This is a genomic window from Streptomyces sp. NPDC059037 (assembly GCF_042740015.1).
GTDB lineage: Bacteria > Actinomycetota > Actinomycetes > Streptomycetales > Streptomycetaceae > Streptomyces.
Genome location: NZ_JBHYIG010000002.1, coordinates 76,942 through 92,073 on the forward strand (window position 1 = coordinate 76,942; position 15,132 = coordinate 92,073).

Consider the following 15,132-nt stretch of genomic DNA (forward strand, 5'->3'; position numbering starts at 1 on the left):
TGAGTGTGACTCTTGGGTGTGTAGCGCGGGCCGCCGTTCCGCGCGGGGCCCGGGTGGGTGAACCACACCCCCCGGCCCCCCCCCGCCCCCCACGACCGTCTCGACAACTGCCTTGCTGCGGTCGCGCTTTGAAGCCGCTAGGGGTACGTATGCCTCCCCCTGAGTCTCGGGCTCACCCCAGATGCGCCACGATCCGGCAGGGGCGATCTGCGCGACGTGCTGCTCGCGCCGGCCTCGCCGGGGCTGTTGCGCTCCGTCTCGCACACCGCCGTCCGCGTAGTAGTCGACGACACCGCCGTCAGCCTGCTTGTTGGCCTGCTTGCGCATGTTCTCGGCCTGACGCCGCACCGCGTCGGCGGTGTCGGAGTTGGACTGGCGAAGCTGGTCGAAGATGGTGACGTGCCGGGTGGTTACCTGGATCGACTTGCCGCGCAGCGCGTTGATGCGGTGCTGGATGGCGTCGGCGGCCTTACGGGGCCCGCCGGTCGGCACGATGACCTTGACGTCCTTCGAGCCAGGGACCTTCTCGATGCGGAAACCCAGGGCCTGCAGTTCCTTGCGGGCCTTGGCTGTTGGGGCGCGGACCGTCACGGACTTCGATCCCGGAGTGGCCCGGATCTTCGCCTGTACCGCCTCCAGGCTCTTGATGGCAGCGGCCGCGGGGGCAGAGACGCGGACGTTCTTCGCGTTCGGGGTTCGGCCCAGCGTGCCGATCAGCGTGTCGAGGTTCTTCTTCGCTCCAGCAGTCGGCGCGGTGATCTTGATCTGCCGTGTGCCCGGAACGGTCTTGACGGTGAAACCCAGCGAGCGCAGCTTCTTCTGCGCGCCGTCGCTCAAGGAGTCGACCTTGATGGTCTTTTCCTTCGGCAGCCGGTGGAACTCGGCCTGCACGGCGATCAGGTTGGCCAGGGTGGAGTCCATGCCCTTGGTCTGGAGCAGCAGGCTGACTTTGGAGGGCAGTAGGCCGAGGCTGTCGGCAACGCCCTCGGCCTGAGTCCTGGTCAGGCCGTAGCTGCGGGCGGCCCTGATCGCTTCTGCCCGCGCCCGGCTCATCTCCCCGCGAGCCTTGGCGAGTGCGGCGGGCAAGGCCTCGCCGTTGCGCTTGGCCAGGTCGAAGGTGGCGACGGAGGCGTCGGCCGCCGCGTCCGACAGGGAGGTGAGCTGGGTGTAGAGCTGCTGGCCGTTGCGCGTGGTCGTGTTGAGGGTCTTGTCCTGGTTGACGAGCTGCTTGCCGCCGTAGCCCTGGTCGCGGCTGACGTTCTTACCGCCCTCTTTCAGCTCAAGGACGGCGCTGTTCACCTTGGCCTTCGCGGCCTGGAGGGAGATCTGGCCGCCCGAGAGCAGGTCGAGGGCGCTCTTAAGGGAACGGGTGCGAGTGTCGGCATCGGCGGTCTCGTCCGCGAGGCCGCCGACAGCCCCCTTGAGCCGGTCGTACGCCGAGGTGCCGTCGCCCGCGCCCTTGGTGGCCTTCGCCAGTTCTTTCGCGTTCTTGATTGACTCGGACATCTCGCCCTTGACGCTACCCAGGGCGTCGGCGGCGTCCTTGTACTGCTGGCCGACGTCGGTGTACTCCAGGGTGCTCACCTTGCCCCCGGCCTTGTCCTTGTACGCCATGTGTGAGTCCGCCGTGGCCTGGAGCTTCTTCTGCAGCGCGTCCAGGGAGGTGCCCTGGCCCAGGTAGGCGTCGGTCAGCGTGGAGACTGGCACCCCGGCCTGGTCCATCACCTTGGTCAACTGGCCCTGGCTGACCTTCGTGTCGAGCAGGACCTGCGCGGCTTGCCCGCGCACGTCGCCGTTGATCTGTCCGCCCGATTCCCGCAGAGCGGCTGTCAGGGAGGAGATGCGGGACTGGTGCTCGGCCGCCGACTGTGCCGCGCGCTGCTGGCGGGAGGCAAGCAGCCCCAGGCCGACCGAGACACCGGCCATGGCGATGCCGAAGGGTCCGCCCAGGGCTCCGGAGATGCCGGACATCGCCGATCGCAGGCCCGAACCGGCGGCGCGGGTCACGCCGTTCATCGTCCCCATGAACGTCACGCCTGCGCCGTTCGCACTGCGGAAGGCGGAGGTCATGTTGCCGAGGAAGCCGACCCGGGCTTGCACTGTCGCCCAGGCCGCTCCGTACCGGGACAGTGACACGCCCGCGCTTGCGGCCAGGGTCTGCTGTATTCGCATCTGCTGGTTGAAGCTGGTGAAGCCGCTGCGCACGGGTCCGGTGACGGTGTTGGCGAGGTTGGTCAGGCCCGGCTGCGCGCGGCGGAACAGCAGCATCGCCAGTGCGGCCGACTGGATGGGCGCGGGCAGCGCGCCGAAGGCGCTGACGAGTCCGCCGACGACGTGGCCGATGGGGACCAGCACGGCGGACAGGCCGGAGACTGCGTCCATGGCCAGGTTGGCGACGGTCGCGATGATGTCGAGCGTGCTGGCTGCGGCGCCGCCGTCCTCTCCGATGCCGGAGATAGCGTTCAGGATCGGTTCCGCGCCGTCGGCCGCGTTGCTGAGGACGTCGCCGAGCGTGCGGCCCGCGTTGATCAGCAGGTTCAGGCCAGTGGCCAGCGTGTGTTCGCCGAGCTCTTTGAGCGGGCCGATCAGCGCCTGGGCCTCATCGATGAGGCCGCCGAGCCCTGCGCTCGTCTTGGCCTTCAGTTCGGGCCCGTACAGCACGGCGAGGTTTCGTCCGTACTCCAGCGCCGTGGTCAGGTACGGCGTGGCCCCAGCCATGCCGCGCGTCAGCAGCCGGGTCACCCATTCCAGGCCGGGCGCCATGCCCTCGTACAGCGCGAGCCCGGTCTGCTTTGCCTGGGTGCGCAGTTGGGTCATCGCGCCGGTCAGGCCCTGTCCGCGGGAAGCGGTGATGGATGCGGCAGCGCCGGTCTGGCGCACCGCCACCGACAGGGCGTCGAAGGACTCGGTTCCCTGGTGGGCGAGTGCTGCGGCGCCACTGAGCGCGGGCTTCCCGAACGCCTTGGTGACTCCGGCGGTGAAGTCCTTCTGCGACAGGCTGTGTTCGGCCTTCGAGAGACCGTCGATGACTACCCGGAGCCCGCGGAATTTTCCCTCGGCGTCCCAGGCGTCGATGCCCAAGTTCTTGAGGGCGCCCTGCATTTGGGGGGTCGGCGCAGCGAGGTTCGCGAACATCCCGCGCAGGCTCGTTCCGGCTGTCTGCCCGAGAATGCCGCTCTTGCCCAGCATGCCGACCGCGGCGGCCGTGTCCTGGAGCGAGACGCCAAGGGCGTTGGCGACGGGCCCGGCGTACCGCATCGAGTAGTAGATGTCGGTGATGGAGCCGGAGGCGTTGTTCGCCGTGGCCGCCAGGGTGTCCGCCGCCTTCGACGACTGGTCAGCACCGAGACCGAATTGGTCCATGATGTCGCCCAAATACTTGGCCGACGTGGCGGCGTTGACGTCGGCCGCCGAGGAGAGCTGGAGCGAGGCCCGCACAGCATCGATGGACTGGTCGGCGCGGAAACCGGCTTTGCTCAGCTCAACCATGCCCTCGGCAGCGTCAGCCGCCGTCGACCCGGGCAGCGTCAGGTCGTTGCCGAGCTCCTGCGCCACGACCGAGGCGCGCTTCATCTGTGAGGCGGTGGCCGAGGTGACCGCCCGGAACAGATTCATCTGCTTCTGGTAGCGGTTGCCTTCCTGGATCATTTCGCCCGCGCCGAGCAGCAGGCCGCCACCGGCGAGCATGTTGGTGGCGGACATGCCCCGCCTGCCCGCACCGGCCGTGGCGCGCTGGAGCCGGGTCATGGAGCGGGCTCCGTCGTCCCCGGCCGCGCGCAGGCTGGCGCGGGCAGCTGCGGCGCGGGCGGAGATCCGGTTCAGCTCACCGACGGCAGCGCGGGTGGATCGGTTCAGCGCGGCGAACTGGCCTGCGAGGCGCGCCCCGTTCGCATCCAGCCGGGCCAGAGACCGGTTAGCCGCATCGGTGCGGTCGGCCAGGGTCCGCATCTGGCCGGAGGCAGCGCGAGTCCCCGCGATCAGGTCGCGGACCTCGGCGCGCATCGCGACCGTGAGGGTGAACCCGGCCACCGCGGCGGCCTCCTTACGTGGTGCGGGGGTAGATCAGGGGCGCTGTTCGTACTGGTCGCGCGGGAGGAGCTGGATCTTCACGCCGTAGCCGGACCGGTCGTTCGGGACGTGATCGCGTTCCTGCTCGATCAGCTCGCAGCCGGGGCAGCGAAGGGTGTCGGTGACGTAGGCGTGGGGGTCGCCTCCGCGTTCGCGGTCCCACTCCTCCAGCCGGGTACGGCACTCCGGACACATCGACCGCTGCCACTCCGCCCAGGCCAATGCCTTGGCCCGGTCGAGGTCGGACCAGCGACCGTCGCCACCGAGGAACTGCGAGTGCGGGATCTGGAACCGCTCGCACAGCTCCAGCTCGGCGCGCAGGCCGGCGTCACGGCTCAGCCTTTTCCCAGTTCGACCCGGCTCTCCTGCTGGATCTGCCAGGCCGCGTCCCACAGCGCGTTCGCGTCCGGCGCCGACCAGCCGTTCAGCAGCTCCTCGGCCTCCTCACGGCTCATGCCGTCCACGGAGGCCGCGGAGACCAGAGCGGCGGGGAAGGTGTCGGCGTTGAAGATCGCCCCCTCCTCCGCCTGCTGTTCGCTGGGCGGGTGCTCGGCGATCACCTCTTCCAGCACCGGGCGCGGCAGGGCACGGAAGGTCAGGAACTCCGAGGCGGCGTCCAGCGCCGACAGGGCCTGGTCCCGCGCCGAGTCGGCGTCGGCGTGCTGGCTCGCGGCCAGCTCGTCACCCGGGTTGGCCTCGGCGACGAACCGTGCGCGGCGGGCCGCCTGCTCGGCCTCTTCGTGCTGCTCGCGCAGCTCCTTATCGTCGCAGACGCGGAGCCGTTTCTGGGGCAGGACTCGGCTGCGGAGGCGATCCATCTTGGCCGACCACGCCCCCTCCACCGGGGTGATGGAGGGGGATGGGCGCTTGGCCTGTACGGGGCGCGACACGATCAGCCCTCGTCGGCGTCGTGCTCGCGGACCGTCGCCTCGGTCTTGGTCTTGGTGGTGCTGACCACAGTTACGTCGACGTGATCACCCTCGTGGTCATGGTGGCCGTGACCGTGGTCGTCGTCGCAGTTCTCGTCCGGCAGCGGACGGGGCTGCGCCTTCGGCACCGGGCGGTCGAGCAACGGCTCGTCGGTGATCGTGAAGTCCACCTTGAACTTCGCGGCCTCGTTACCGGTGCTGTACGTGGCGGCGCGGGTGGCGACCTGGACGGGGAACACGTCGACCGAGCGGGAGCCGGGCAGGTCACCCTTGCGCAGAAGGACCACATAGCCCTTCGAGCCCTTGGGGAGCTGCTGCTCGATCGCGTCGGAGAAGCGGTCCTCGTAGAACGTCAGGCTGGAGTTCTCCGCCTTGTCGTTGCCTGGGATCGAGGAGTTGAACGTCGAGCCCATGTCCGGGGTCTCGATCGGATCGTTCTCCAGCGCCCAGCCCTCGATGTCCGAGACGGCATCGGTCAGGCCGAAGGCGTCGGTGATCTCCCGGCGGCTGGGGTACTTCGGATTGTTGAGGTCCGGCACCCAGAGGATCTGGGAGATGCCGCGCCGCAGAAATCGGGTCTGGGTCTTCTTCGTGCTCGTGGACACAGGTCCGCTCCCACTTCTGGGGCAGCGTCCCGTGCCGAGGCCCTGCCCCTTGATGATCAAAGGGGGTTCGCCTGGCCTGGGGCCTAGCGTCCGCGCGGGCCTCCGCGGTGAGGATCAGAAGAATCGCTTCTTCAAGCAGGGGTCACAGTGATCGTGACCCGCTGCACGTAGGACACGATAGCGCCTGCCGCCGACACAGAGGGGTCGCCTCCAGCGTCGTAAGTCAACTCCCGGTCAATGACATGGAATTGAGGGACATGCAGGTCATGAGTCCAGTGACCACCCTTCCGCCCGACGACACCGGCGCGCACACGGTCGGCCAGCCACTCCACCTGATCGCCCCGTTCCCCGACCGAGGTGATCTGGTAGGACCAGGCCGCGTCCGCATGCCAGTCCCACAGGGGCGGGCCGCTGAACTCGGCGGGCAGTGAGTCGAGGATCGTGTACGGGGCAGCTGCGGCTTCCCATCCGGATTGGCCCTGTACGCGAGGGAGTTCACCCGTCCCGCATGGGCGACCGGTGGCCTGCTCCACGAGGGTGGCGAGCGCGCGGGTCACCGGGAGGCGGGCGGTCACGGCAGAACTCCGTCCGCCAGAGCCTGGACGAACCCCGGTTCGGTCTGCCGGAACGCAGGCTCGACGTGCGGGAACGGCGGCTGCCGGTAGTGCCGTCCGATCGAGTCCACACCGACGAACCCATACTCCAACCGTCTGGCCTGCGGCGCGTCGGAGAACACCTCGGCGGTGACCTCGCCACCACCAGTGCGCATCCGCACGTCCCACGATGCGCGGTACTGCCCGGTGAGCACGTTCGGGCCGGGTCTACCGCTCGCGTTCCGCTGGATACGGACCCGCAGCAGCATGGCGTGGTGCCGTGTGATCGTGCGGGTGCGGGCACGGGTGGCTGGACCCATCCGGGCCAGCACAGCGGCCAGCGCGATCGGGTCCCGGAAGGCGGTCGCGTCCGGATGGGCGTTGGGGTGGAGATTCGCCGGAGCCATCAGTCGATCACCTGGACCCGGACGATGCGCACGACGCTGTAGGTGCCCACCGCTTCGTCGGAGACGCGGAAGCGGCGGCCGACCAGCTGCCGATCGCGTGAGCCCGTGGGACGGATGGATCCGGCAACGCGGATCACGTCGTCGCGACGCAGCACCGGAGCGTCGACCGGTAGAACGGCCTGGTAGTCGGTGGTCGGCGGTTCGACGGCAACCGACCCTCCGACCGGCTGCGTGATAGCGGGGCGGCTGATCGGCATCACTGCGCCGAGCCCGTCCCAGACCAGTTCCTCATCCGGTGCGGGCTGCACCAGCATGCCCGTGGTCTCATCCAGCACATCGTCCGTACGGCCCGCGCTGTCCCGCCATACCTCCAGCTGGTCATCCAGGATGCGATCGACAACGCGGCGCGCACCGTCCACGTCAAAGGCCACGGGCCCACTCCCCGAGCTGGGTGAGCATCGCCTTCGTCAGCGAGTTCGCCTCGGTTCCGAGGTCGGCCCGTGCCAACGCCGCGCGCTCCAGCGCCTCCGGATCGATCGCGTCGAGGAACACGGCCGCGGCGGGGCCGGGGTCGGGCAGGTCTGCGACAGAGACGCGGGCCATCCCGGACCACCGGATGTCGCCGCGGTCGGCTACGTGCAGCAGGACCTCCGGGCGTTCCCCGGCGAGATGGGTGACCGAGTACGCCTTGACGGCGTGCGGGTCCACCGGCTTGCCGTCTAACTCGACCTCGGCCCTACCGCCGTGAGCGGTGATCTGCACGTGGTGCTGTGAGTTGTCGTGGTGTTCCATTCGCCCGACGCTATGGCGGATGTCGGACAGTCCGAGTGTGGCCACCCGGCTGAGGCCGTCACGGGTCTACGGGTAGCCGAGTGGCGAGGTGGCGCTCGGTGATGCCCGCGCTGAGGTCGACGGCGTCCAGGAGGTTCTGCTCTAGGTGTGCGGGGATGCTTCCCTGGCCAAGGCCAGCAGAGGCGACGGCTGCCGACAGCGTGCGAAGCTCGTCGTCGCGCATCTGCTCGCGGCACACCGGATGAACGAGGACGTCTCGCGCGACGTACCCGTCGCTGTACATCGTTGCCTCGTGCGTGAGCCGGCGCAATGCTTCAGCCTGCTGGGCTTGTGGGGAGAGGTCGAGGACGGCGAGTCCGACGCGGGAGCGGAAGACGGCGAGTTCGGGGGCAGGGGCGAGGGTCAGGTACTTCTCCACCATGGTCTCGACGGGGGCGACAGGGCACTCTCCGGCTGCGGTCAGGCAGAGCACGGCGAGGCACGCGGCGACGGGACGCTCCCAGTCCTCCGACAGCGTGCTGTTGTTCAGGAATTCCAGTGCTTGCGTGGGCTGTCCGCCGAGGCAGCGGACCAGGACCTCTACTTGGCGGCCGTCGAAGAGGCGCTGGCCCACGCCGTGGTGCCGCTCGCTGTGTGCCCGTGCGCGGTCCCATTGACCGGCCGCGACGAGGGCACGGGTCCCATCGCCGAGGAGGACGGTCCACAGCCACTGGCACACCTGTTGATGGTCGGCCTCCGAGTACGTGAGGTGCCGGAAGGTCACGGTGCGGCCGTCGATGGTCGCTTCCGACTTCGATCTCACCGCTCGGATCAGGGTGTCGAGCAGGAGGTACGCGCCGTCCCCATCGCCGTCGCGGATATGCAGACGAGCCAGGTTGACCAGGGGCTCCAGGGCGTAGCGGGCCTCCTGCGCGCCCAGGGGCTGAACGCGCAGGAAGACCTCGGTGTGACGCCAGCACAGAGCACGCGCCAGGTCCGGCAGGCCGCAGTCACTCGCGATCAGCGCCGCCTTGTTCAGCGCGACGGTCGCGGAGTTCACCGTGCCGTCGCGCTCAGCGGCGCGAGCCAGGCCCGTGATCTCACGGACCCGATCCGCAAGGGGCGGGCACGCCGGACGCGGACGGGCAACGAGTGGAAACCGCCGTGCTATCTGGCCGACGTCCATGTCACTGCCATTCAATGACGATGCGGTTCAGTGCGTTGTCGAATGCGAAGCGACCAGGCTTCGGCGCCAGCGGCGCCGCGTCGAGCGGCTGGATCTCGAACTCGACGTCGCGGCCCCGGAAGTCACGGTCCCAGGTGCGGATCTGCTCGGCGACGCGTCCGGCGAGCTCCTCCCCCTCGGGGCCGTGGCCGATGACGCCGAACTCATACAGGCTGGCGCCGTCGGGGGCCTTCTTCGCGTACGGGCGCCGGGTGAGGTAGGTGAGCGTGGAGCCCTCGAAAACAGCGGTGGAGGACGCGTAGGGCGCAGTGAGCAGACCGCTGTCGATGGCCTCCGGCTGCGCGGGCATCCGGCTCAGCCCGTTGGGCATGGTGCAGGTGAGCCACAGTTCCAGGTACTCGGCCGACTCCGGGCCCCGGACGGTCACGTCCGTCCACACCTCGGCGCGCGGCTGGCGGAGAACGTCGCTCAACGCGTCCGGACGGACCGTCTGGTCTCCGTTGGTGACGAGGGTGACGGTGTTGTCGGGGGCCAACGGAACGAAGAGGCGCGGGTCGTCGGCGATGCCCCTGCGCAGCGGCATGAACGTGTTCATCTCGCTGTCGACGCTGCGCCAAGCGCCGTCCCTGTGCTCGAAGGCGATCGAGCGGGAGACGCTGCCGCGCAGGCGGAGAGGGGTGAGGAGTCGTCCACCGGGGGCCAGCTGGTCTAGCCATGCGTGGGGCACACCGTGGGCGCCGACTGTGGCGACGATGCGGTCATAGGGCGCGTTGCCTGCGTGGCCTACGGCTCCGTCGCCGAGGATCACTTCCACGTTGCGGATGTCGGCGGCGGCCAGTCCGGTGCGGGCCCCGTCCACGATGTCGTCGTCCACGTCGATCGTGGTGACGTGCCCCTTCGCTCCGACCAGGTAACCGAGGAGCCCCGCGTTAAAGCCGGTACCTGCCCCCAGTTCCAGGACCTTGTGACCGGGCTCAACCTCCAGCTGTTCCAGCATCATCCCGACGATGTCGGGCTGGGACGCGCAGCTGATCGAGGCGCCGCTGCCGTCGAACTTAGTGTTCACGGGTGCGTTCTTGTACGCCGTCTCTAGCGGAGCGTTCGGGACGAAAAGGTGACGGGGCACGGTCCGCATGGCCTCCTCCACGCGGGGCGTGCGCACGCATCCTTCCTCGACCAGTTGGTCGATCAGCTGGGTGCGCAGGCGGTCGGCTGAACTGGCTTCAATGGTGTCGCTGTTCACCCCGTTGACCGTAGTGCTCTGCGGTCCCCCAGCTCCGGTGGACGCGGCGGTGTCGCTCGTTCCCATGACTACCTCTTTCGCGAGTGTTGACAAGGTGTGTTGGTCCTCTGCTGGGAGGCCCAGACGGTTCCAGTGGAAGATCGCGTGGTGGGCGAGTACGGACCTCAGTCCCCGTTCCAGGCGGCCTCGGCGGTTGAGGTCTGCGAGCTTCTGGCCGAGCCACTCGAACGTCGCTATCCACTCCGCCACGGGCGCGAGTTGGCCCTCCGTGACGATGCTGCTGGTGAGGCTGACATCGGTGGTCATCAGCCGGTGGACGGCAACCTTGTGCCGTTGCGGATGTCGGGGTTCGTAGCCGGGGCGCTCGGCCGCGATCTTCGCCCAGACGTCGCCCTGTTCGTACCAGTCGAGTCCAGCGGCGCGCATGGCCACGCTGAGCAGAAGGATCCCCAGCTCACGGCGGCCCAGCCCCGGGCCGCTCGGTGCCTGCTCGCGGACCAGCTGGTCAAGCAGATGACTGCTGTCGTGATGGAACAGGGTGTGCGCGATCTCCATGGCGGCCGGACCACCGAACGCTGTCTCTTCCGGCTCGTAGATCCCCCGCGTCCAGGAGACAAGGACGCCGGCGGCGACCAGCTCGTCCAGGGCAGCGTCCAGGCTCTTCGCGGTGTCTGGGCCATTGGTGCGGTAACGCACCCGCCAGGAGGGGAACTTACGCAGGAACGACCACTGGGTCAGCTGTGGTTCCTCTGCGGTCAGCACCGGAAGCAGGTGCTTCACGGCTGTGGTCTCCGCGCGGTCCCATTCGGCGAACTGGATGAGGCGTTGCGGCCATTCGTCCGCTGCCATGTTCCCTCTCTTCAAGGCTAGTTGGTCAGAAAGCAGGAGTCCCAGCCGGACACGGACGGTGTGCCTGTCTGGAAGGCGTGGAGGGCGAGGGCGGTACCGGTGGCGCCTTCGAGGAGTCCGATGTCTCCGCCGCCGGGAGGGTCGAGCAACGAGGCCGCCAGCATGCTCGGGTTGGTATCGGTGATCGGCGCCAGGAGCCGGGGCAGGCACTCGGTGAGGCCGGGGGTGATGGCTTCGACGGCAACGAGTTCCGTGATGTGCGCCAGGCCCGCGAAGCCGTGGCACAGAGAGAGGTCGACGGTCGCCTTGAGTTGGCTGGGATCGGTCATGGCTTGCAGGAGCGCGCCCTCAGCCATGGCTTGGCGTGCGCGGTCGTCGGTGGCGAGGGCAGCGAGCTGCTGGGTGCGGGCGAATCCAGTTGTCCCGTAGCACCAGGACGGCCGGGACGGCCCTGGGCCCGGCCTGCCGGATCGCAGCTGTTCGCGGGTGATCCAGTACGGCCACCACGGACCAGCGGGTCCATCCTGCTGCCACTGGTCAAGCCAGGCCAGGATGCGGGTGATCGCGTCGGTGTGGCCTTCGACGGTGATACCGCGGCAGGCGGCCAGGGAGAGCACAGCGAGGGGGCCGCCGATGCCATGTGCAACACCGTTGTTGGCGTGCCCGTCGGGGTAGTCCGGGGAGACTGCGCCGGAGGGGGCGAGGTGGCTCCACCAGCCGGGCAGGAGTTCGCCGTCGTGCTTGACCGGCTCGGTCAGCCGGACCAGGTACGCCAGGATCTCCCGGAACAGGTCGATGTGGATATCGCGGTGCAGTAGGAGTGCGCCCATGCCGCTCAGGCCCCGGATCGCGTCGAACTCGGCCAACTCGGGTGTCTCGCCCCGGTCCATGCGCGCGTCGGCTCCCGCCAATCGGTCGCGGGTCGCCGCCGTGACGTGCCGGTCGAGGGTGTTCAAGGCGTGGGCGTAGCGTCCAGGCCGGTCGGCAGCGGCGTGCAGGGCGAACGCGAGGGCAGGCGCCCCGTAGTAGAGGTGGCTGTCGATGCCGCCGACCGCGGGCTCTGCTGCAGCGCAAGCAAGCCAGTCGTGAGCGCGCTGCCACGGCCCCTGGTCTGTTCGTGCCCGTTCGATGTGCAGCAACGCGACGCCAACGGCGCCGTGCGCGAGGGACTGCGGCCACCAGCCCTGACGGTGATGCAGCGCGCGTACGTCCTCCGGAGTGGCAAGCCGCTCTGCGATGGTGTCGGCGGCGGCCCGTGCAGTCTCACGCAGGTCCATGGTCATTCCCTCCGTGCTTCCAGGCCATGGCGGCGGCGCGAGCCAGCCGTACGCACATGCGCTCGTCGTCCTTGTCGATGCCGGCGGCACGGATGTGATGGGCATGCAGCAGCGAGTCGAGGACGAGGTTCGGGTCCATGCCGTCGCTGTCGTGCAGCCGCGCCCGGTAGCGGGCCAAGACCTCGTCGCGCTCGCTCCAGGCCGTAGCAATGGCCGCGCCGCCGGGGGCCGCGCGCAGAGCCGCCCAGTCATTCGTCGGATCGGCCAGGCGTACGGCCTCACCAAGTACCGTCCGGTCCAGGGGGCGTGGGTCGGTGATCCGGCCGTGGGCGATCAGCCAGTCCATGCCGTTTGCTGTGCTGCCGGTGAAGGCAGCGGCGAGGGAGACGAAGTTCGCTGCGGTGAGGGCTTGTTGGTGGGGGCGCTCGCTCTGGGTGAACTGGACTGCGAGAGCGTGGGAGTCGGCGGCGAAGACGTCCTCGGCGATCCTCATCAGAAACCCGGTGCCCCACCGTCCGGTTTCCGGGTAGGAGGTGGCGAACTGCATGTCGTTCAGCAGCCCGGCGCGGCGTAGTCCGGCCGCCCAGGCGCTCACGCGGTTCGCAGCTGGTGCGAAGTCCTGCGGGTTGGGGACGGCGATGCGTAGGCGCAGGTGCGATCGAGGGTCGCGGTAGCGCATGTACCACCACGTCGGCGGTTCTCCCCACTGTGCGAGGAGTGCGGGAAGGTGACGGGCCAGGATCTCGGGTTGCCGTTCGACATGCCCGTACAGCTTGACCAGCAGCCACGGAGCAGTTCCCGGGAGGTGCCCGTGGTTGCGTGTGAGGAGACGGTCAGCGGTCACGGGCGGGACCGTCGGCCACTGGGGTGCATGAGCAGCCGTCATCGGGACGACGATCTCGTGGGCCCGTCCCCCGAACCAGCCCCTGTCGGAACCGGTTTCAGCCAAGGCGGCCAACTCGTTGGTCTCCAGGTGGGCGCGCAGCAGCGCGAGGTGTGCCTTCTCGGAGAGGTCCAGTGGCAGCAGCTGGTCGCCCTCGGTCAGCGCGACAGCGTCTGGAACCCGGCGGCGAGTGCGCCACTCGTGGAGCGCCTTGTGCCATTCCTCCCAGGAGGCTCGGCGGTCGGGCAGTTCCGCCCCGTCCAGCCGCCACCGGGCCGGGGAGAGGATCGTGCGGCCATAGCGCACCCGGGGCAGGTACGGAAGACCGGCGGCGGACGCCCACGGAAACGACGTCAGGACTACGGACTGGGAACGGCTGATCTCGGTGAGGAATCGTGCGAGCGGCGGCGTGTGGGCCCGCAGGTCAAGAGCGTGCAGCGTCATCGGGTCCAGCAGGCACCCGCGGGACAGGGAGACGAGGTAGAGCCTGCGGCGGTCACAGCCCACCGCGAGGTCATCGAGGGTGATGGTGCGCTCGTCCACCGGGCGGTGCTCGGCCAGGCTGATCACGGCTGGCAGCAGTTCGGGCACGCGGGTGACGTTGGCGTCGCCGCGGTCGAGCGGGGCGAAGGAGACTTGCGTGGGCAGCGAGCCGGGCGCGTTGACCGGCAGTCGCTCCAGCACGGCGGCCGCGCGGGCCTGGTCATCCGGTCCCAGCAGCCCCAGGGATCGTCCGTTCGTCGTGCCGATTCCACGGGAGGGCGCGACGGCGTTGAGAGTGAACGCTCCGTCGTTGAGCGCAGCCTGTGACTCAGCGTGGATCTGGAAACGCAGCTCCAGGTGCGCCGGTACCTGCATCGTGTCCTGGTCACCGACCGTCAAGGTGCGGATCAGGCCCTCGTCCAGCCGGATCTCGTCACGGCCGTCGAGCGCAGCCGCCTGGGCGAGGGAGAACAGCCTCTGTTCGCGAGCGGTTAGGGCCTCTCGCTGTTCGGGTTCCGCGTCCCGGTATCCGGCCGGGAACCCGAGCCCGACATCCGGGTCCACGACGTCCCGAAGAGGGATGAGGGAGTTGATGCCGTACCGCTCGAAGAAGCAGTTGTGGAAGTCCTGCCACGCGGGTGTGCCGAAGGGGTACGCGGTGAGACGGGCCAGTGCGGTGGCAGCCCTCTCCGCCTCACGGGCGACCTGCGCGGGCAGGGTGAGCGAGCAGTCCATGCGCAGGTCCACCGTGACGGGCTGCGCCTTGGCGCTGCTCACGGTCGTCATCTTCTGGCGCAAGGCGGTGCGCAGGCGCCGCCCGTCTGCCGGGGCGAGTACCTGGTTGTGCTGGGCCATTGCGTCTCGGACCGCTCGCAGATCTGCCACGAGGTCCGCGGCCTGCGGCACATCAGCGGTCTCGGCCTGCCGGACTAGGTGGTCGAGGGCGTCGAGGGTGGCGGACGGTGCGTGCAGGCTGCTGATGAGAACGCCGCGCCGGACCAAGCTGGTTACCAGGCCGTCCACCCGGTGCGTGGGCACGTCGGGGAACTCGGCCTTCACCTTGCCCACGAGTACGTCGAAGAGGGTGGGCGAGGCGGCGGCCTCCACGGCGATCCGGGCGGCGGCGGTGTAGCGGAGGGACACTTCCGTCGAGGGGCCGCTCTCGGTACGGCGCGATCGGGGCGGATAGAGCACGATCAGCCGATCGCCGCGCACATATGCCGTGGTGTTGGCCATCACGGGGAGCCGTCGCAGCAACTCGGGGCACGCTTCCAGGCGACTGATCGCATCAGCGATCCACTCCCCGTCGGCGCGTGCGACGGCGCGATGCCCCTCGCCCCAGGTCCACCCCGGCTGCGCTCCGAAGGTCGCGGGTGCGATACCGGCGAACAGGCCGTGGGGCGTTGCTCGGCCCGCCATCCGCAGCACGTACCGGATGACGGACACCAGAGAGCGGCGCAGTTGACGGGCCTCCGGCCGAGCCGACGAGCACAGCGTGTCCACCTGCCGCGCAAGTAAGGGGCTGGCCTGCTCGATGGTTTCGGCAACCTCGGGCATCGACCACACTTCACGCAGCCACCGCTGCCACCGCAGCTGTTGAGCCGGGGAGTCGTCGGCGAGGTCAGGCCACGCCGGTAGCGACAGCCTCGAGTATCGGGCGGCGCGCACGAGCGCCGTGTCTGCGCACCGGTACAGTGGCCCGCCGTTCCTGGAATCCATGCACCCTCCCTGTTCCATTGAGTCCGGGGGGGGGGGGGGCCCCGGGGGGACACCCCCCGGGGGGGGCCCCCCGCCGGCGGGGCGGGGGGGGCGCCCGGGGGTGGGGGGGGCGCCCCCGC

At 69.4% G+C, this 15,132-nt stretch carries 12 protein-coding genes; all 12 read right to left on the reverse strand.

Features of this window, described 5'->3' with window-relative positions:
- A partial coding sequence (locus ACFWY6_RS00940; protein ID WP_384684658.1) for a phage tail tape measure protein occupies positions 1-4,029 on the reverse strand: 4,029 nt, incomplete at its 3' end.
- Positions 4,030-4,062: 33 nt separating this feature from the next.
- On the reverse strand, positions 4,063-4,461 hold the full coding sequence (locus ACFWY6_RS00945) for a hypothetical protein (RefSeq protein WP_384684661.1): 399 nt from the start codon (positions 4,459-4,461) through the stop codon (positions 4,063-4,065).
- Positions 4,404-4,958, reverse strand: a complete 555-nt coding sequence (locus ACFWY6_RS00950) for a hypothetical protein (RefSeq protein WP_384684665.1) — start codon at positions 4,956-4,958, stop codon at positions 4,404-4,406. Before ACFWY6_RS00950 ends, ACFWY6_RS00945 begins: the two co-directional genes overlap by 58 nt.
- 2 nt (positions 4,959-4,960) lie before the next feature.
- Entirely contained in the window at positions 4,961-5,602 is a 642-nt protein-coding gene (locus ACFWY6_RS00955; RefSeq protein ID WP_384684668.1) for a hypothetical protein, read from the reverse strand.
- 131 nt (positions 5,603-5,733) lie between these two features.
- On the reverse strand, positions 5,734-6,177 hold the full coding sequence (locus tag ACFWY6_RS00960; protein WP_384684670.1) for a hypothetical protein: 444 nt from the start codon (positions 6,175-6,177) through the stop codon (positions 5,734-5,736).
- Complete coding sequence (locus ACFWY6_RS00965; RefSeq protein ID WP_384684674.1) at positions 6,174-6,602, reverse strand: HK97 gp10 family phage protein; 429 nt, start codon at positions 6,600-6,602, stop codon at positions 6,174-6,176. The genes ACFWY6_RS00960 and ACFWY6_RS00965 overlap by 4 nt, the downstream gene beginning before the upstream one ends.
- The gene (locus ACFWY6_RS00970) at positions 6,602-7,033 is read right to left on the reverse strand and encodes a DUF6093 family protein (protein WP_384684677.1); all 432 of its coding nucleotides are present in this window, start codon (positions 7,031-7,033) and stop codon (positions 6,602-6,604) included. Before ACFWY6_RS00970 ends, ACFWY6_RS00965 begins: the two co-directional genes overlap by 1 nt.
- Positions 7,023-7,394, reverse strand: a complete 372-nt coding sequence (locus ACFWY6_RS00975; RefSeq protein ID WP_384684680.1) for a hypothetical protein — start codon at positions 7,392-7,394, stop codon at positions 7,023-7,025. The genes ACFWY6_RS00970 and ACFWY6_RS00975 overlap by 11 nt, the downstream gene beginning before the upstream one ends.
- A 58-nt stretch (positions 7,395-7,452) precedes the next feature.
- Positions 7,453-8,433: a hypothetical protein gene (locus tag ACFWY6_RS00980; protein WP_384684683.1), complete on the reverse strand. Its 981-nt coding sequence runs from the start codon at positions 8,431-8,433 to the stop codon at positions 7,453-7,455.
- Positions 8,434-8,560: 127 nt separating this feature from the next.
- The gene (gene fxlM / locus ACFWY6_RS00985; RefSeq protein ID WP_384684686.1) at positions 8,561-10,651 is read right to left on the reverse strand and encodes a methyltransferase, FxLD system; all 2,091 of its coding nucleotides are present in this window, start codon (positions 10,649-10,651) and stop codon (positions 8,561-8,563) included.
- A gap of 17 nt (positions 10,652-10,668) precedes the next feature.
- Positions 10,669-11,928 carry a lanthionine synthetase C family protein gene (locus ACFWY6_RS00990; protein ID WP_384684689.1) on the reverse strand — a complete coding sequence of 420 codons (1,260 nt, stop codon included), beginning with the start codon at positions 11,926-11,928 and terminating at the stop codon, positions 10,669-10,671.
- The gene (locus ACFWY6_RS00995) at positions 11,915-14,851 is read right to left on the reverse strand and encodes a lantibiotic dehydratase (RefSeq protein ID WP_384684692.1); all 2,937 of its coding nucleotides are present in this window, start codon (positions 14,849-14,851) and stop codon (positions 11,915-11,917) included. Before ACFWY6_RS00995 ends, ACFWY6_RS00990 begins: the two co-directional genes overlap by 14 nt.
- Between the last annotated feature and the right edge of the window lie 281 nt (positions 14,852-15,132).